This is a genomic window from Streptomyces sp. NPDC022552 (assembly GCF_055561875.1).
On the sequence record NZ_JBVHGJ010000010.1, the window covers coordinates 247,246 to 263,336 of the forward strand.

Below are 16,091 nucleotides of genomic sequence, written 5' to 3' on the forward strand. Positions count from 1 at the left end.
GCGGCTCCTTCTCGTACGTCGGCATGGTCGTGGTGCCGGTGTCGGGCGGGGGTCGTCTCAGCCCCGGACTTCGGGGTCGTCGGTCCAGCTGAAGGACTCGATGAGCCAGTCGCCCGTGGCGCGCGTCAGCCGGGTGTGCTTGCGGCCCCACGCCGAGAAGGGGACGCCGTCGCGGATGCCGTGCTTGTAGTAGAGCGAGCTCCGCAGGGCGCGATCGGCGCTGACGACGGTCGAGAACTGGACCTCGAACTCCTCGAAGTCGCTCAGCTCGGGCCCGTTCAGATAGTCCTGACGGGGCTCCAGGAACTCGTCGACGTCCATCCGCGTGACCTGCCCGTCCGCCGCCACGTACTCGATCACGGCCTCCGGCGCGAGCACCGCACGGGCCGCGTCGAGGCTGACCGGCTCTCCGGAGCGGCGGGTGAACGCGGAGAGGAAGGCCGTGACCGCCGTGTCCACGGCACGCTCGTCCGCGGAGCGCTCCGGGGTCCTGCGCCACTCGCGGGCCAGGACCGCGAACACCGAGTCGCTGCACCAGGCGTTCTTGATGAAGGCGCCGTCGCGGAGAACGGACTCATGACGCATGCCGATGCGGCGCATCAGCGCGGCGGACGCCCGGTTACGGATGTCACAGATCCCGATCACGCGGTGCCAGCCGAAGTACTCGAAGGCGATGTCGAGCGCGGCGGCGACGGCCTCGGAGGGGATGCCGGTGCCGTGCACGTCCGGGTGGAAGGCGAACCCCACCTGGCCGGTGGCCGGTTCGTCGGGCTCACGCCGGAGCAGAACCTCCCCCACGACCCGGCCGGACTCGTTCTCCACGGCCAGGTCGAACCAGTCACCGGGTTTGGCGAGCGCCTCCCCCGCGATGTAGCGCTCGACGACCTCGGCGGTCACCTCCCGCCTGTGCGGCTCGTGCGGCAGATAGCGGGCGACCTCGGGCAACGACCGGTGTGCGTAGATGGCTTCGACGTCGTCCATACGCACGGGACGCAGGCTGAGCCGCTTCGTACGCACCGGGTACGGCGGGTGGACGGGGGCGCCCTCGGCAGCCGGGTCGGCGGGCGTGGCCGGGCCGGTCGAGTCTGCGGCGTCGGCGGGGTCGGTCGGCCGGGAGGGGTCGGGTACGTCCGTCATGGGGTCTCCATTCATACGGTGAACTGCACAGTCTGCCGTGCCCGGTTCGAGCCGGCCGACGGCAGGGCGGGTGCTGTCGGCGGGGCGCTGCTTCACCGTGCCGGGGTGTGATGAACAGGGGCCGCCACCTCGGTCTCGGCGTCGGTGGCTCTCGCGGGCGGGTCTGCGCATCCGCGCTGCGGGCGCCTGGGGCTCGCGAGGGGTCTGGGCATGGGCCTGGGTCTGGGTCTGGGCCTGCGCGGACCGGACCCGCCGGGACGGGCGACCGGCCGTCGACGTCACGTACGACGGCCGTGGGCACGCCCCCGGTCGGTCGAACCGTCAGCCGTCGGTCCGCGCCGTGGCCACCGGGGCCACCGGGGCCACCGGGCCACTCCTTCGGCGGTCCTCGGCGAGCGCGGGGCCCGCTGGGGCTCCCATGCTGGTCCGGGGGAGATGACCGCTGTCCGAGGCCGCCGTCGAATCCTGGCTCCCTGGGACCTGGCCGCGGAGGACCGGAGCGCTGATGAGGCTTGTCGTCGATCTCAACAGATGCCAGGGATACGCGCAGTGCGCCTTCCTCGCGCCCGAGGTATTCACCATGCACGGTGACGAGTCCCTCGTCTACGACCCACGTGCCGAGGACGAGCATCGGGAGAAGGTGGCGCGTGCCGTCGCGGCCTGCCCGGTGCAGGCGATCATGGCGGAGGGACTGACCGAAGTGGCACGCACCCCCGCGGCGCAGGCCTCGCAGGCCGTTCCGCCCCGGCAGGAGTCGTCCGATGTCGGTTGAGGACTTCCACGCGTGGCTCAGGCGCGAGGGCAGGATCGTGATCGTGGGAGCGTCCCTGGCGGGGCTGCGGGCGGCGGAGACGCTGCGCGCCGAGGGCTTCGCCGGCTCGCTCACGCTGATCGGGGACGAGCCGTACGAGCCGTACGACCGTCCCCCGCTCTCCAAGGCGGTCCTCCTGGGGAAGGCCGCACCCGACCGCACCGAGCTGCCCCGGCGCCGGGAGATCGACGCCACCTGGCGGCTCGGGGTCGCGGCGACAGGCCTCGACATGGCCGCCAAACGGGTGCGCCTGGCCGACGGGGACGCGGTGGAGTACGACCGCCTGCTGATCGCGACCGGCGTGCGCGCCCGGCCCTGGCCGCACGAGGAGGAAGCACGGCTGGACGGGGTCTTCGCGCTCCGGAGCCGTGACGACGCGGTGGGCCTCCACCGCCGGATCGAGGCCGCGCCCCGTCGCGTCCTGGTCGTCGGAGCCGGGTTCACCGGTTCGGAGATCGCCTCGGCGTGCCGGGACCGGGGCATCGACGTCACCGTCACGGAGCGCGCCGACGCTCCCCTGGTGGCCGCGCTCGGCGGAGTGGTCGGTGCGGTCGCGGCGGACATGCACCGCGAGAACGGCGTGGATCTGCGGACAGGTGTCACGGTCACCGCGCTGGAGGGCGACGCGGCGGGCCGCGTCCGGGCCGCGCGTCTCTCCGACGGCAGCGTCGTCGAGGCGGATGTCGTGGTCGTCTCGCTCGGGGCGATCCGCAACACCGAGTGGCTGGCGGGCTCGGGCCTCGGCGCGGGCCCCCGCGGTATCGCCTGCGACGCGGGCTGCCGGGCCTTCGACATCCGGGGCATCGTCACGGACGACATCTACGCCGCGGGAGATGTGGCGCGGTCCCCGAACGCCCTGTTCAACTACCAGTTCCTGTCCCTGGAGCACTGGGGCAACGCCGTGACGCAGGCAGAGGTGGCCGCGCACAACATGATCAGCACCAGTGCGGAGCGCCGTCCGCACATGGGGGTGCCCGCCTTCTGGTCCTCCCAGTTCGGCGTGAACATCAAGTCGGTCGGCGTGCCCTCGATGGGCGACGAGATCATGATCACGCAGGGCACGCCGGCCGAGCGGCGTTTCATCGGGGTGTACGGCCATCAGGGCCGCGTCGTCGCGGCCGTCAGCTTCGACAACTCACGGTGGCTGGAGTTCTACCAGCGGCTGATCGAGACCGGTGCGCCGTTCCCCGTGGAGTTCCCGACGGTGGACCGGCGGCCCGAGGGCCGCAAGCCGGTCCCGGCGGACTTCCCCGACCCGTCCCTTCCGACGCACGGCCCGACGGTGACCCTCAGCGGTTACTCACCGACCGACCAACAGCTGGTTTTCACCCCGGCCCACCGCTGACCGACGCCCGCGGGCCCAGCCCTGACCGATGCCCGTCCGGCCCACCGCTGACCGACCCCTGGGCGCCCGTTCCGGCCCTCTCGACCCGAGGACACCCCATGAAGCACGCCGTCCCGCTCCTGCGCCAGATCACCGACTACGCACATCGCGCGAACCCGTACCCGCTGTACGAGAAGCTCCGCGAGACCCCGGTGCTCCACGAGGAGGAGGACGGCCTCTACGTCATCAGCTCCTACTACGACATCCTCCATCTGCTCCACGACCCCCGTATCAGCTCGGACGCCGCCAACGTCACCGCGCCGGGCGCCGAGGGAGGTGCCGCCGGCACGGGCGGCGCGGAGGAGACGGGGCTGCCGCCGAGCTTCATCCGGCTCGACCCGCCCGAGCACGACCGGCTTCGGCGGCTCGCCAACCGTCCCTTCGGCCCGCCGCACAGCCCCCACCGGATCGACTCCATGCGCGACGAGCTGGCCGAGATCGTCTCCGGGCTGCTCGACGGCCTGGGGGACGCGACGGAGATCGACCTGGTCGACCAGTTCGCGTACCCCTTTCCCGTGACCGTGATCTGTCGGCTGCTCGGGGTCCCGCGCGAGGACGAGCCGCGGTTCCGCTCCTGGGTCGACCCGATCGTGGCCGGTCTGGACCCGGACGCGGGCGGTGGCACCGCCGAGCGCCGGCGGGAGTCACAGGAGGCGCGGGTGCAGCTGGGCATGTATCTGGCCGGGCTCGTCGAGCAGCGCGGCAGGGAGCCCCGTGACGACATGCTGTCCCAGCTGGTGACGAGCCATGGCGAGGACGGGCGCATGACGACGGTGGAGGTGCTCAGCACCGCGGTCCTCCTCCTCATCGCGGGGCACGAGACGACGGTCAACCTCATCACCAACGGCATGCTCACCCTGCTCCGCCACCCGGACGTCCTCGACAGGCTGCGCGACGACCCGGGCCTCGCCGTCAACATCGTGGAGGAGCTGCTGCGTTACGAGCCTCCCGTCCAGCTCGTACCGCAGCGCACCTGCATCGCGGACATCGAGGTGCGCGGGGTGACCATTCCGAAGGGCTCACGGATCTGGCTCGTACTCGCCGCGGGCAACAGGGATCCGGAGCGGTTCAAGGAGCCCGACCGCTTCGACCCTGACCGCAAGGACATCCAGCACCTCGGCCTGGGCAGCGGTGTCCACTCCTGCTTCGGCGCGCCCCTGGCCCGGCTGGAGGCCCAGATCGCGCTGTCCGCGCTGGCCCGCCGCCTCGACGGCCCGCGGCTGTTGGAGGACCCGCCGCCGTACCGTCACAACGCGGTGCTGCGCGGCCCGCGCCATCTGCGCATCGGCGTCGACGGAGTACGTCCCTAGCCGGGGTGCGCCGACCCGGTGGCGCTCACCCGGTGGCGTGCACCATGCGTGTGAGGATGGTCCGGCCGCGGTCGATGAGCTGCGGCTCCTTCTTCGTGACGCCCGCGTCGAGGTAGGTGACGCCGAGACGCGCGGTGAAGAGGGGCAGGGCCTGCCGTTCGGTGTCGGTCAGCCCGCGTCCGTATCCGCCGAGGAACGCCGGCTCGAGTTCGGGGCGTGGGGGCCAGGCGGCACAGCACAGCCACACGAAGTCCTCGACGGCGATGCCGTGGTCGGACTTCTCGAAGTCGATCAGGCTGTGGGTGTCGCGCCGGGAGTCCCAGAGCCAGTTACGGGTCGAGTAGTCGCCGTGCCGGAAGACGATCGGGAGATCCTCGGCCAGCCGCGGCAGCTCGTGGCTCACCCGCTGGACGAGGGCACGCTGGGCGTCGGTGAGGTGGTGCGCGGTGTGCTCCAGGCAGGCTGCGGCCTCGTCGGCCTGCCGGGCGACCGATGCCAGGATTCCTGCGCGCTCCCCGCCCGTGGTCGGCACCGGGTGATCGTGCCATCGCCTGAGCAGCCGGCCGGCGAGCTCGTGTACGCGGATTTCCTCGGCGGCCGTGAGAGGGAGGCCCCTGACGACGCGGCCCGGGAGCGGCGAACTCAGGATGGCGCGCAGGCCCGGATCGCAGGCCAGGAGCCGAGGCGCCTCTCCGTCGGCGAGGGAGCGGGCCGCATGGTCGTAGCCGCGCACCTCGCGCGCGAAGTTCGCCGGGTTCGGGCTCAGCTTCACGTACGCCGCCGCCGTGCCGGAGTCCACGCGCCAGACCTTGGAGTCACCGCGTGACCAGGAGACGTCCAGGACCTGCGCGAGGCTGCCGGGCAGACGGTGCGTAACCCATTGGCGCAGGTCCGCGGGGAGAGGGGCGTCGAACGTCACGTATGGGGCTCTTCTCGGTGGGGGACGGCGGTACTCGAAGTTCCGGCCTACCCGCCCCACCGCCTCCCCTACGCGACGACCCGCCCACGTTCATCCGAAAAGGAGCCGCACCTGGGCGTCCTCGTGCCACGGGGCCGCGTGGCGGCACCGACAGTCCTAGGCTCCCGCGCCCGGTGCCGGTCGAGGCCAGTCGGGCGCGGGGTCCTCGGCGAGCAGCGGCCGGAGGGCGCCGATGACCGCGCCGACGCAGACGTCGCGCACCTGGGTGCGGGTGCAGGTCTCGTGGGTGAGCCAGTCGACGCAGAGGACCTGCACGAAGACCAGCCAGCTCTTCAGGACGGCGGACACGGCTTCGCGGGCGGTGTCGTCGGCGAGGGGGAGGACGGCCAGCAGCCGCGCACGGAGCGCGTCCAGCTCGTTATTCATGATCGTCTGGATCACCGGGTCACCGGCGAGGACCCGGTTCGCGGCGAGGACGGCGTTGCGGTTCGCGACGAAGTAGTCGAGGTGGACGTTCATTCCCTGGATGAGCTGCTCCACCAGGGAGTCGGCAGGGTCGAGCCTCGTCCGCGCGAGCAGCTGGTCCGCGGCCTGCTGGTAGACGGCCGCGAAGAGGTCGTGCTTGCTGGGGAAGTGACGGTAGAGCAGGGCCCGGGAGACACCGGCTTCTTCGGCGACCTGCTCCATCAGCACGTCGGCGTACGGATACGCGGCGAAGAGACGCGCGCCGACGGCGAGGAGTTGGGCGCGGCGGTCGGCGGGGGTGAGTCGCTGGCGGGGAGGCACGCGCGCAGTCTAGTTGACATGCGTCTACTGAGACTCCACTGTAGTAGACACATGTCAACTAAGCTCCGCCACGGCGGCTTGGGGGGAAAATGGCCAGGGCTCTGCGCGTACTCACACATCTGATGGGCTGGTCCTGCGTGGCGATCGGCCTGTTCCACGTGGCCCTCGGCAACGCGGCGACCCCCGGGCTCGGTTCCGCGGGCGCGACGGTCGACAGCTGGGGCCGGTTCATGGGCGCGATCTTCGCCGGCTACGGCCTGGCCTGGCTCTGGGCCGCACGACAGCACCCGATCCCGGCACGGGCGGTGCGGTGGCTGACCAGCGTCTTCCTCCTGGGCGGCGTGGGCCGACTGCTCTCCCTCGCCGTCCACGGCAGCCCGCACGACTTCCAGATCGCACTGACGGTTCTCGAACTCGGCCTGTCGCCGATCCTCTTCCTCCTGGCCGACGCGGAGGAGCGAGCCGCACGACGCAACGCGGAACCCGTAAGCAGCTGACCGAGTTCGGCCGCGAGTTCCGCACCACCCCCGCCGGAGTCCACGGAGCGCACGAAACCGCGGGCCGAGCCGACCTCACAGACCCTCGTCAGGGGCGGACCGATGCCCCAGCTGTAGCCGGTGATGTTCCCTGGACCAGAGTAGCGACATGTCTACGTACGAGACGATGTCGTTCCACCTCGAGACCGAGCGGCTGACACTGCGGCCGTGGGCCGAGTCGGACGCCGGCGAGTTCCGCGCCCTCCTCGCCGAACGCGGCAAGGAAACGCCCACGGTCGAGTACACCCGAACGGCCATCGCGAAGCTGCTCACCGCGACGGAGAGCACGGGGATCGCCCTCCTGCCCATCCAGCGCCGTGAAGAAGGTGACTTCATCGGCTACTGCGGGTTGATCATCGGCCGGTCCACCGTGGAGGAGCCTGAGATCGCGTATGAGCTGTTCCGGCGCGCGCATGGGCGTGGCTACGCCACCGAGGCCGCCCGCGCGGTGCTGGATGCCGCTGTCGCGACCGGGCGGAAACGGCTCTGGGCGACCGTCGGCGCGTGGAACACGCCGTCCTTCCGTGTCCTTGAGAAGCTCGGGTTCGAGCGGGATCACGTGTCCACGGAGGAGAGTGGTGAAGTCGTATGGCTCACGCGCTCGTTGCCGTGAAGCGGGTCGCGCCCCCGGGGCTCGACGCCCAGGGGCGCGAGTGCGCTCAGGCAGGGCGGACAGCTCGACGGCGGGCGCGTATGCCTCGTCGGCGGCGCGACCGGCCGAGCCGGTGGGACGGCGATGGCGCTCAGTCCCGGCAGCCGTACGCCGCGGCCACCTCCGCCAGTCCCTCCAGGCCGCCGTCCGCGCCACCGCCCTCGCCCACGCGGGCGATCAGGACCACCCGGGCCGGCACTCCGGCGGCCGCGTACGCGGCGAGCCGGTGATGACCGTCCAGGACCGCACCGACCAGCCACCTCTCCTCGTACCGGGCCTCCACGTACCGGTCGTCGATCCAGCCGAGGACCACGGCGGCCGGCCGCTCCCCCGCCGCTATCGCGGCCGTGTGCCGGGCGAGGGTCGCCGGGTCGAGCGCTTCCGGCGGCTGTGAGGGCAGGAAGGCGCCGTAGGTGGACGGCACTCGGCCGCCCGGAACAGGCGTGGTGAGCTGGAAGTGCGCGACGCCGGGCCAGTGGTCCTCGGGAAGGTCGTCACCGTACTCGCACTCGTCGCCGTCCTCCCGCACCCGGGCCACCGCTCGGCGGTACCACCACGACCGGGCCGGCTCGGTCACCTGCTCCATGGGGAGGTCGAGCAGGAGGACGCGGTAGTGACCGGTCTCCAGCTCGCCCAGCACGGGGGCCCATTCGACGAGCAGCGCGGCGTCGAGCCTGTCCAGGCCGGCCAGCCGCCCGCGCATGCGGGCCGCGACCCGAGTCGCCTCGCCGTCCGGCCAGTCCAGCAACGTCAGGCCCAGCTCGCACGTGTCGCACAGCGAGCCGACCCGGTAGAGCGGCTTTCGGTCGAACATCAGGGACCGGTCCCAGCGCGGCCAGGAGGAGCCGGGAACCGGCGGGTCGAAGGCGAGCCGAATCCGGCCCGCGCCCCCGTCGACGGAGAACCGCGCCCTCGCGCCGGACTCGACGACGAGGTCCCGCATCGTCATGGCCGCTCGCTCGGTGCGGCCGTCGGCCCAGGCGGCGCGCACAGCCGCCGCGTACGCCGCCCCGCTCGCCCCCTCCGGCAGGAGCGGGTCGCGACCGGTGAGCCGTACGAGTGCGTGGTGGACGTCGTACACCCGCTCCTCGCCGCTCTCGGCCAGCCATCGCAGCAGGTGCGGTACGGCGGCCGGATCGCCCATCAGCTCCAGGGCGACGGTGAACGCGGTGCGGTCGAGCCCGGTCACCTCGGACAGGCCCCGGGCGATCGGCACCGTCCACCGGCGGGCACCGAGGCGGCCCAGCGCGAGCGCGGCGCGGCCGCGCGGTGCGGTGGAGTCCTCGAGGAGGGCACCGAGGCGCGGCGCGAAGGACGGGTCGCCGGAGAGCCCCATGGCGTCGACGAACTCGGGGGCGGGCGAGCCGCCGGCACGAGCATCGCCCTCACGGGATTCCGAGGCCGAGTCCGCGTGCGTACGCAGGAGCTCGGCGGGCAGCCGCAGCCCACGCGCCACGGCGGCCCTCAGCACGGCCCGGCGGTCGTCGGCGGCCATCTCGGGCTCGGCGAACAACCGCAGCAGCACGGCGTCGCCCGGCTCGCCGAGGCCCCCGAGGAGCCAGGTGAGATAGGGGCGGAAGGCCGCCCGGTCCGCGTCCGATCGGTACAGCTCCTCGACCGCCTCGGCGACAGCGCCGGACGGGTCGGTGTGCAGCGCATACAGCGCGGTCCACGGGTCGTCGGCGCAAAGGGCGGCGCGGAGACGTACCCGGACGGTGTCGTGATCCCCCATGCGGGCAGTATCGGCCACGAACGGGTGGCCGTGTTCACGAGGACGCCCCCGGGCGCGACCACCGTCATGCGGCTGCGTCGAACGCGCCACCGGCGCCTCCGACATGAAGGCGATGTGTGGACCTGGCCCGTCCGGTCCGTGGGCTGGCTATCCTTGGGGCATGATCTTCCGATCTTCGGAGCCTTCTCCGCGCCGTGTCAAAGCAGGGGACCTTCGTGCTTCGCACGATGACCGTGAAGCGGTGGTGGAGCGGCTGCAGGAGGCGGCAGCGGAGGGGCGGATCGATCTTGATGAGCTGGATGCGCGCCTGGAGGTGGCGCTGAAGGCCAGAACATACGCCGAGTTGGCCGTGGTGACTGCTGATCTGCCGGGGCCGAGTTCCTCTGCGGCCCGGTCGCCGTTGGTGCTCAAGGGCGGCGTGTACGGCGTGTCTCAAGGCCCTGGGCGCTGGGAGGTTCCCGAGCGCGTGATCGCCCATGGTGGCGTGGGGGGTGTGAGGGTCGACTTCACCCGGGTCGAGTGTCGCCTCCGGGAGGTCGAGGTGGAGGCGCACGGGGAGACCGCCGGTGTCACGGTCGTCATCCCTGACGGCTGGACCGCGGACACCAGTGGCATCGATCCCGGCGCCGGCGGCCTGACGGACGAGACCACGTCTGCCCGCCTGCCGGGAACTCCGCTGGTCCGGCTCACCGGTTCCGCCGGCATGGGGGGAGTGGTCATCCGCCACCCCAACCGGCGTGAGCGGCGCAAGTTGCACAGCAATCCGACGCAGGACTAGGCCTCTTCCTTCGGATCACCTCGCGGACCGTATGACGATGGCCACGAGATGGAGCCCGGCGCGGCGGAGGGTGGCGTCGGCTGCGGCCCAGGCTCCGTCGTCGTGGCGGTTCAGCGGCGGACGCGGGGCATGCCGAGGCCTATCCAGGAGATGATCTCCCGCTGGATCTCGTTGTTGCCGCCGCCGAAGGTGAAGATGACGGCCGAGCGGTAGCCGCGTTCGAGTTCGCCGTGGAGGACCGTGCCGGCCGAGCCCTCCTTGAGGGCGCCGGCGGAGCCGACGATCTCCATGAGCCAGGCGTAGGCGTCGCGGCGGGCCTCGGAGCCGTAGACCTTGACGGCGGAGGCGTCCTGGGGGGTGAGGGTGCCGTGCTGGACGGCGTTCACCATCTGCCAGTTGAGGAGTTTCATCGCGTCGAGCCTGGTGTGCGTGCGGGCCAGGCTCCGGCGGACCCAGCCGAGGTCGATGACCCGTCGGCCGTCGGCGAGCTTGGTGTCGGCGGCCCAGCGCTGGACGTCGTGGAGGGCGCGGATCGCCATCGTGCCGTGGGCGGCGAGGGTCACGCGCTCGTGGTTGAGCTGGTTGGTGATGAGCCGCCAGCCCTTGTTCTCCTCGCCGACGCGGCGGGAGACGGGCACGCGGATGTTCTCGTAGTAGCTGGCGGTGGTGTCGTGCGAGGCGAGGGTGTTGATGAGGGTGCAGGAGTAGCCGGGGTCGCTCGTCGGTACGAGGAGCATCGTGATGCCCTTGTGGGCCGGGGCGTCGGGGTCGGTGCGGACGGCGAGCCAGACCCAGTCGGCGGTGTCGCCGTTCGTCGTCCAGATCTTCTGTCCGTCGACGACGTACTCGTCGCCCTCCCTGACCGCCCGCGTCTTCAGGGCGGCGAGGTCCGTCCCGGCGTCCGGCTCGCTGTAGCCGATGGCGAAGTCGATCTCGCCGGAGAGGATCTTCGGCAGGAAGTACGCCTTCTGCTCGTCGGTGCCGAACTGCATGATCGTCGGGCCCACCGTGTTCAGGGCCATCAGCGGCAGCGGGACGCCGGCCTGGGCGGCCTCGTCGAAGAATATGAACTGCTCCATGGGGCTCAGCCCGCGCCCGCCGTACTCGGTCGGCCATCCGACGCCGAGCCAGCCGTCGGTGCCGAGCCTGCGGATCGTCTCGCGGTAGAACCGCTTCTGCGCGGCGGGGTCGGCGTAGCGCGCGTGGACGTCGTCCGGCACGAGTTCGGCGAAGTACGCACGCAGCTCCTCGCGCAGGCGGTGCTGGGCGGGCGTGTACTCGAGGTGCATGGGGCCTCCCGTGGCGGCGTCCTGGGACCGTGCGCGCGACGGCGGCCACGGTAGAACGTGTTCCACAAATGGGGAAGCCCCACGACGGTCCCGGACGGCCGCGGGGGACGACGTACCGCCTTGGCCCGGTGGGGGAAGAGGCCGGACCAAGGCGGTCGGGGTTTCTGCTGGGCGTGGGTCAGGGCAGGAGCTCGTCCAGGGAGGCGCGTCCCTTCTCCGCCATGCGGCGCTCCGCCCACGCGAGGCTCTTCGGATTCACGTCACGACCTGAGGCGAGGACCAGGTCCTCCGCCGTGTATTCGCCCTCCGACCCGGCATGCAAGAGGCGGTCGGGCGTCGGGCTGTCCCCCGGAGATGTCTTGTCGGACTCAGCGTTCATGCCGCCTCCTAGGAGTTCTTCCGGTACCGGCCATTCTCGTGTCCGGGTCCCGGGATCGCATCCGGGCCAGGTCGAGGCGGCGGTGGGGCGGGCCGGGCGGGGCTGGGTGGCACGCCCCGGCCCGTCGTCGTGTCGGCGGCGTGTCGGCGCGGGCCGGGACGGTGGTGCCCGACCACCGCCTCCACGCACCGGCGTGGATACGCCGACGAACAGGAACCCCCATGTCCCGGTCGCAGCCCGACCCCTTCCCCCTCCGCCGCATCCAGGTCGTCGCCGTCCGTTCCGTCACCCCGCGCATGCTGCGGATCACCTTCGGTGGCAAGGCCCTCGCCGGCCTCGCGCTCGCCGGACCCGACCAGCAGGTGAAGCTCTGCTTCCCGCCCCGGCCAGGCCGAGCCCGTCCTGCCCACCCCTGACCCGGACGGCGACATCATGCGCTGGTACGCGGCGATCCCTGAGGCCGAGCGCCCCTGGATGCGCAGCTACACGATCCGCGCCCACGATCCGGCGGCCGGGACCGTCGAGATCGACTTCCACCTGCACGGCGCGGACGGCCACGCGCACCACGGTCCCGCGACACGCTGGGCGCGGGCCGCGCGGCCCGGTGACACGCTCGGGATGTTCGGCCCGTCGGCGTACTTCGCCGCGCCGCTCCCGCTCGGCGCGGCGGACTGGACGCTGCTCGCCGCCGACGGCTGCTCGCTCCCCGCGCTGGCCACGGTCGCCGAGGCCCTCCCACCCGGGCACCGGGCCGTGGCCTTCGTGCACGTCGGGCCGGCGGCGACGGTGGTCGTGGAGCGGCCTGAGACCGGGCGGGCGGCGTCGGCCGCCTGAATCCCCGCAGTCGGGCGGTCGTGGGCGCCTGAAAGGAAGGGGGCGGTGGTGGAGCGGCCTGAGAGCCGGAGGCGGCCTGCGCAACCCCACGCTCAGACCAGTGCCGCGGCCTCCTTCACCGAGAGGCCGCGGCCTTCCGCGTACCGCTGCTCGTACGTCCCCGGGTCCAGGACCGCGCGCAGCGCGTCCTCCGCGCGTTCCCGTACCGACGACTCGGTCTGCTCCGTGAGAGGGCGGAAGCCCCCACCGCCCGGGTCCGCGCCATGGGCGTCGTACGCGCCCAGGAGACGGGCGCCGTCCTCGGCGTCGCTCGGTGTGCCGAGTCCGGCCTTGGCCCAGGCGGCCGTCGAGAACTGGCCGACCACGAGATAGGGGGCCACCAGGTAGGCGAGGCTCTCCACGTCCCGGACGGAACGGGTCAGCCGCTCGGCGGCCTCGGCGTACCCGCCGTCGAGACACGCGAGCCAGCCGCGCAGTCCCCCGGTCAGGCCGATGAAGAGGTCGGGCGTGTCGCCGCTGAACTCCTCTTCCATACGGTCGAGTTGTTCCCGAGCGAGGGCGGTGCGTCCGGTGTGTCCGTAATGCTGGGCGAGGAGCAGCCGGGCCGTACTGACCGGCTCTCCGCTGGGTTCCGTCGAGGCCTCCTCGGCGGCTTCGACGAGGAGCCGCTCGGCCTCCGAACGGGCCGAGTCGTCGGACGGGATCCTCAGCCGTACGGCGGCGAGCCGGGCCTTGAACGCGGGGAGCTGGGAGCGGGCGCCGAGCCCCGCGGTGGCGTGCGCGGCCCGCTCGAAGTCGGCGGCGGCCTCGGCGAGCCGGCCCGACCGCTCGTACGCCTCGCCGCGTGCGGAGAGGGATTCGGCGATGCCCCAGGCGTCCTGGAGCCGCTCGAAGCGGGTGAGCGCCGCTTCGGCGTCGTCGGGGCGGCCACCGAGGAGTTTGGCCCGTACGAGGTGGGTGAAGGCGAGCTCCCAGTCGAACCCCTGGGCACGGCACGCGGCGAGGAGGGCGCCGAGGGTCTCGTCGAGATCGTGGAACTCGCCCGTCATCAGGCGGGCGAAGAACCACATGGTGCCCGGCTGGCGGCAGTTCTGCGGCAGGCCGGGACGGTACGCGGAGATGACGGCGTCGAGGCGGGCGCGGATCCCGGGCCGCTGGAGCGCGGTGGCACCCTCGCCGCCTTCGGACGCGAACACGAGCAGCCGGCACCCGCGTCGCGCCTCCCACAGCTGCTCCTCGGACCACGGCGGCGGCGTGTCGGTGCAGCGGTCGGCGAGCGGCACGGCGGGTCGTACGGGTGGCGCGAACGGGTCGGGGCCGAGGGCGGCCGCGGCGTGGGACCAGACGCGGGCGTCGGTCTGCCGGGCCCGGAGCTGCCAGAACCAGCTCATGGAGTGGACGAGACAGAGCGCTTCCTGTTCCTCGCCACGGTCGACGGCGGTCCGCAGGGCGGCCGTCAGGTTGTCGTGCTCGCGCTCGAATCGGCGCAGCCAGACGTCCTGCCCGGGCCCCCGGAGTGCGGGGTCCCCGGTGCGGGCGAATTCCCGGTGGTGGACGAGGTGCCGCCACTCGGCGTCACCCCGGTCCCCGGCCCCGTCGAGCCGCTCGCCGGCGTACTCGGCGACCGTCTCCAGGAGCCGGTAGCGCATGTTCCCGTCGTCGCCGGGCGCGGCGACGACGAGCGACTTGTCGACGAGCGAGCCGAGCAGCTCGAGCACGTCGCCCCGCGACGTCACGGCCCCGAAGCGGGCACCGGCGGCCGGAGCACCCGGATCCACCCCGGCGCCGTCCGAGCGGCCCGCCCCCGGCCCGCTCGCACCACCCGTGCGACCCGCCGAACCGCCCGCCCCTGACACTCCGCCGCCCAGCCCCGTCGAACCACCCGCCCCCGACACGCCGTCGTCCCCCGTCGAGCAGACCGCCTCCGCCGCCGACAGGTCGCAGCCGCCAGAGAAGACCGACATGCGGCGCAGCACGGCGCGTTCGGGCTCGGTCAGGAGGTCCCAGGACCAGTCGACCACCGCCCGGAGCGTCTGCTGCCTGGGCAGGACCGTCCGCGCGCCCGAGGTCAGGAGCCGGAAACGGTCGTCGAGGCGGTCGGCGATCTGGCGCGGGGACAGCAGCCTGAGCCGGGCGGCCGCCAGTTCGATCGCGAGCGGGAGACCGTCCAGACGCCGGCAGATCTCGGCACACGCCTCGGGGTCGCCGGCCGGGTCGAAGCCGGGTCGGGCGGCCGCACCCCGGTCCGCCAGGAGCCGCAGCGCGGTGTGCTGCGGCAGCGGCTCCACCGCTCGTACGAACTCCCCCGGTACGCCCAGCGGTTCGCGGCTCGTCGCCAGAACCGTCACTCCCGGGCAGCGCGCGAGCACCTGCTCCACCAGCTCCGCCGCCGCGCCCACCACGTGCTCACAGTTGTCCAGGAGCAGCAGCAGCCGGCGCGACGCGCAGTACTCCACGATCCGGGTGAGCGCGTCACGGGCGGCACCGCCCCACAGCTGCGTCTCACGACCGCCCAGCGCCGTGAGGACGGCGTCGGCGACGTCGGACTCCTCGCGCACGGAAGCCAGTTCGGCGATGCGGACCCCATCCGGCTCCCGCTCCGCCACGCCTTCGGCGGCCTCCAGGGCCAGCCGTGTCTTGCCCACCCCGCCGGGCCCGAGCAGGGTGACGAGACGCCGCTCGGCCACCTCGGCCACCAGGGCTTCGACCTCACTTCCGCGCCCGACGAAGGAGGTCAGCCGGGCGGGAAGGCGGAGAGGCGGGCGCGCCTCCGACGTCTCGCCGGCGAGCAACTCCGCGTGAAGTGCGCGCAGTTCACTCCCAGGATCCGTCCCCAGGCGGTCGGCGAGGAGGGTACGGACCGCTTCGTAGGCCTCCAGCGCCTCGGCCGTGCGGCCCGCCGCCCGCAGGGCGCGGATGCGGAGCGCCTGGAGGGGCTCGTCCATGGAGTGCTCCGCGGCCAGGGCCTCCAGCGAGGGGAGCGCCGTCCCGGCCTGGCCCAGGGCCACGGCGGCGGCGAGCCTGTCCCTGCGGGCCTGCGCGTGGCGCTGTTCCACCCGTACGACGAGAGGATCGCCGTCCCGGCCCGGCAGATCGGCGAGCGCGGGCCCCCGCCACAGCCCGAGCGCGTCGTCGAGCAGCCGCGCCGCCCGCTCCGCCTCCCCCGCCGCCAGCGCGGCGGCCCCCTCGGCGGCCAGCCGCTCGAACACGTACAGGTCCACGTCCTCGGGCTCGGCCGCGATCCGGTACGCGCCGGTGAGCGAGACCACGGCGTCCCGTCCCAGCACCCGGCGTAGCCGCCCGACCAGGGCCTGGAGCGCCTCGCTCCCGTCCCCGGGCGGGTCGTCCTCCCAGATCAGCTCGATCAGCTGACCCGTCCGGACGCCGCGCCCGCCGGCGGCGGCCAGCGCCGCGAGCAGGGCCCTCAGCCGGGCGCCGCCGAGCCGGGCCTCCCGGCCGTCGGCCGGCACGGCCTGGCAGGGGCCGAGGACTCGGTACGCGATGATCACCGGCCCATTCTCCCCCGCTCGGTCACAACTCCGGC

General features: G+C 72.9%; 14 protein-coding genes and 1 pseudogene. 8 read left to right on the plus strand and 7 right to left on the minus strand.

All coding sequences use genetic code 11. The features are described from left to right. Nucleotides 1-57: 57 nt before the first annotated feature. Entirely contained in the window at nucleotides 58-1,137 is a 1,080-nt protein-coding gene (locus ACZ3OF_RS25400; RefSeq protein ID WP_467306953.1) for a GNAT family N-acetyltransferase, read from the minus strand. Nucleotides 1,138-1,642: 505 nt separating this feature from the next. Between ACZ3OF_RS25400 and ACZ3OF_RS25405 the strand changes: the two genes are divergently transcribed. The 3 genes from ACZ3OF_RS25405 (at nucleotide 1,643) to ACZ3OF_RS25415 (ending at nucleotide 4,642) form a co-directional block, all read left to right on the plus strand. Continuing rightward, nucleotides 1,643-1,909, plus strand: coding sequence for a ferredoxin (locus tag ACZ3OF_RS25405; RefSeq protein ID WP_467306955.1), 267 nt, complete (start codon nucleotides 1,643-1,645; stop codon nucleotides 1,907-1,909). Next, nucleotides 1,899-3,293, plus strand: a complete 1,395-nt coding sequence (locus ACZ3OF_RS25410; protein WP_361673953.1) for an NAD(P)/FAD-dependent oxidoreductase — start codon at nucleotides 1,899-1,901, stop codon at nucleotides 3,291-3,293. The genes ACZ3OF_RS25405 and ACZ3OF_RS25410 overlap by 11 nt, the downstream gene beginning before the upstream one ends. 98 nt (nucleotides 3,294-3,391) lie before the next feature. Beyond that, a complete protein-coding gene (locus ACZ3OF_RS25415; RefSeq protein ID WP_467306958.1) occupies nucleotides 3,392-4,642 on the plus strand; it encodes a cytochrome P450 in 1,251 nt (416 codons plus the stop codon). A gap of 25 nt (nucleotides 4,643-4,667) precedes the next feature. On the opposite strand, the gene ACZ3OF_RS25420 is transcribed toward ACZ3OF_RS25415, so the two are convergent. Beyond that, nucleotides 4,668-5,561, minus strand: a complete 894-nt coding sequence (locus ACZ3OF_RS25420) for an aminoglycoside phosphotransferase family protein (RefSeq protein WP_361673949.1) — start codon at nucleotides 5,559-5,561, stop codon at nucleotides 4,668-4,670. A gap of 156 nt (nucleotides 5,562-5,717) precedes the next feature. Next, nucleotides 5,718-6,347 carry a TetR/AcrR family transcriptional regulator gene (locus ACZ3OF_RS25425; protein WP_361673947.1) on the minus strand — a complete coding sequence of 210 codons (630 nt, stop codon included), beginning with the start codon at nucleotides 6,345-6,347 and terminating at the stop codon, nucleotides 5,718-5,720. An 89-nt stretch (nucleotides 6,348-6,436) separates the two neighbouring features. On the opposite strand from ACZ3OF_RS25425, the gene ACZ3OF_RS25430 reads away from it, so the two are divergent. Beyond that, a complete protein-coding gene (locus ACZ3OF_RS25430; protein ID WP_467306961.1) occupies nucleotides 6,437-6,844 on the plus strand; it encodes a DUF4345 domain-containing protein in 408 nt (135 codons plus the stop codon). A gap of 148 nt (nucleotides 6,845-6,992) precedes the next feature. After that, nucleotides 6,993-7,496, plus strand: a complete 504-nt coding sequence (locus ACZ3OF_RS25435) for a GNAT family N-acetyltransferase (RefSeq protein ID WP_361673943.1) — start codon at nucleotides 6,993-6,995, stop codon at nucleotides 7,494-7,496. A 130-nt stretch (nucleotides 7,497-7,626) separates the two neighbouring features. Here ACZ3OF_RS25435 and ACZ3OF_RS25440 read toward each other — a convergent pair whose 3' ends face one another. Beyond that, complete coding sequence (locus tag ACZ3OF_RS25440; protein WP_467306962.1) at nucleotides 7,627-9,267, minus strand: HEAT repeat domain-containing protein; 1,641 nt, start codon at nucleotides 9,265-9,267, stop codon at nucleotides 7,627-7,629. Between the two features lie 160 nt (nucleotides 9,268-9,427). On the opposite strand from ACZ3OF_RS25440, the gene ACZ3OF_RS25445 reads away from it, so the two are divergent. Next, the gene (locus ACZ3OF_RS25445) at nucleotides 9,428-10,045 is read left to right on the plus strand and encodes a DUF1707 SHOCT-like domain-containing protein (protein ID WP_361673939.1); all 618 of its coding nucleotides are present in this window, start codon (nucleotides 9,428-9,430) and stop codon (nucleotides 10,043-10,045) included. 110 nt (nucleotides 10,046-10,155) lie between these two features. Here the strand turns inward: ACZ3OF_RS25445 and ACZ3OF_RS25450 are convergent, their stop codons facing one another. Continuing rightward, nucleotides 10,156-11,334: an acyl-CoA dehydrogenase family protein gene (locus tag ACZ3OF_RS25450; RefSeq protein WP_361673937.1), complete on the minus strand. Its 1,179-nt coding sequence runs from the start codon at nucleotides 11,332-11,334 to the stop codon at nucleotides 10,156-10,158. Between the two features lie 178 nt (nucleotides 11,335-11,512). Continuing rightward, entirely contained in the window at nucleotides 11,513-11,713 is a 201-nt protein-coding gene (locus tag ACZ3OF_RS25455) for a hypothetical protein (RefSeq protein WP_361434042.1), read from the minus strand. A 296-nt stretch (nucleotides 11,714-12,009) separates the two neighbouring features. On the opposite strand from ACZ3OF_RS25455, the pseudogene ACZ3OF_RS25460 reads away from it, so the two are divergent. Both ACZ3OF_RS25460 and ACZ3OF_RS25465 read left to right on the plus strand, forming a co-directional pair. Next, nucleotides 12,010-12,289 (plus strand): annotated as a pseudogene (locus ACZ3OF_RS25460) (siderophore-interacting protein); the annotation flags it as partial. 42 nt (nucleotides 12,290-12,331) lie between these two features. Beyond that, a complete protein-coding gene (locus ACZ3OF_RS25465) occupies nucleotides 12,332-12,547 on the plus strand; it encodes an SIP domain-containing protein (RefSeq protein WP_361674330.1) in 216 nt (71 codons plus the stop codon). A 92-nt stretch (nucleotides 12,548-12,639) separates the two neighbouring features. On the opposite strand, the gene ACZ3OF_RS25470 is transcribed toward ACZ3OF_RS25465, so the two are convergent. Further along, nucleotides 12,640-16,050, minus strand: coding sequence for an ATP-binding protein (locus tag ACZ3OF_RS25470; protein WP_467307028.1), 3,411 nt, complete (start codon nucleotides 16,048-16,050; stop codon nucleotides 12,640-12,642). Between the last annotated feature and the right edge of the window lie 41 nt (nucleotides 16,051-16,091).

Coding starts and splice junctions, on each gene's coding strand:
- ACZ3OF_RS25435 (WP_361673943.1), top strand. CDS start 6,993: ATGTCTACGTACGAGACGATGTCGTTCCACCTCGAGACCGAGCGGCTG.
- ACZ3OF_RS25400 (WP_467306953.1), bottom strand. CDS start 1,137: ATGACGGACGTACCCGACCCCTCCCGGCCGACCGACCCCGCCGACGCC.
- ACZ3OF_RS25410 (WP_361673953.1), top strand. CDS start 1,899: ATGTCGGTTGAGGACTTCCACGCGTGGCTCAGGCGCGAGGGCAGGATC.
- ACZ3OF_RS25445 (WP_361673939.1), top strand. CDS start 9,428: ATGATCTTCCGATCTTCGGAGCCTTCTCCGCGCCGTGTCAAAGCAGGG.
- ACZ3OF_RS25450 (WP_361673937.1), bottom strand. CDS start 11,334: ATGCACCTCGAGTACACGCCCGCCCAGCACCGCCTGCGCGAGGAGCTG.
- ACZ3OF_RS25405 (WP_467306955.1), top strand. CDS start 1,643: ATGAGGCTTGTCGTCGATCTCAACAGATGCCAGGGATACGCGCAGTGC.
- ACZ3OF_RS25465 (WP_361674330.1), top strand. CDS start 12,332: ATGTTCGGCCCGTCGGCGTACTTCGCCGCGCCGCTCCCGCTCGGCGCG.
- ACZ3OF_RS25415 (WP_467306958.1), top strand. CDS start 3,392: ATGAAGCACGCCGTCCCGCTCCTGCGCCAGATCACCGACTACGCACAT.
- ACZ3OF_RS25440 (WP_467306962.1), bottom strand. CDS start 9,267: ATGGGGGATCACGACACCGTCCGGGTACGTCTCCGCGCCGCCCTTTGC.
- ACZ3OF_RS25455 (WP_361434042.1), bottom strand. CDS start 11,713: ATGAACGCTGAGTCCGACAAGACATCTCCGGGGGACAGCCCGACGCCC.
- ACZ3OF_RS25430 (WP_467306961.1), top strand. CDS start 6,437: ATGGCCAGGGCTCTGCGCGTACTCACACATCTGATGGGCTGGTCCTGC.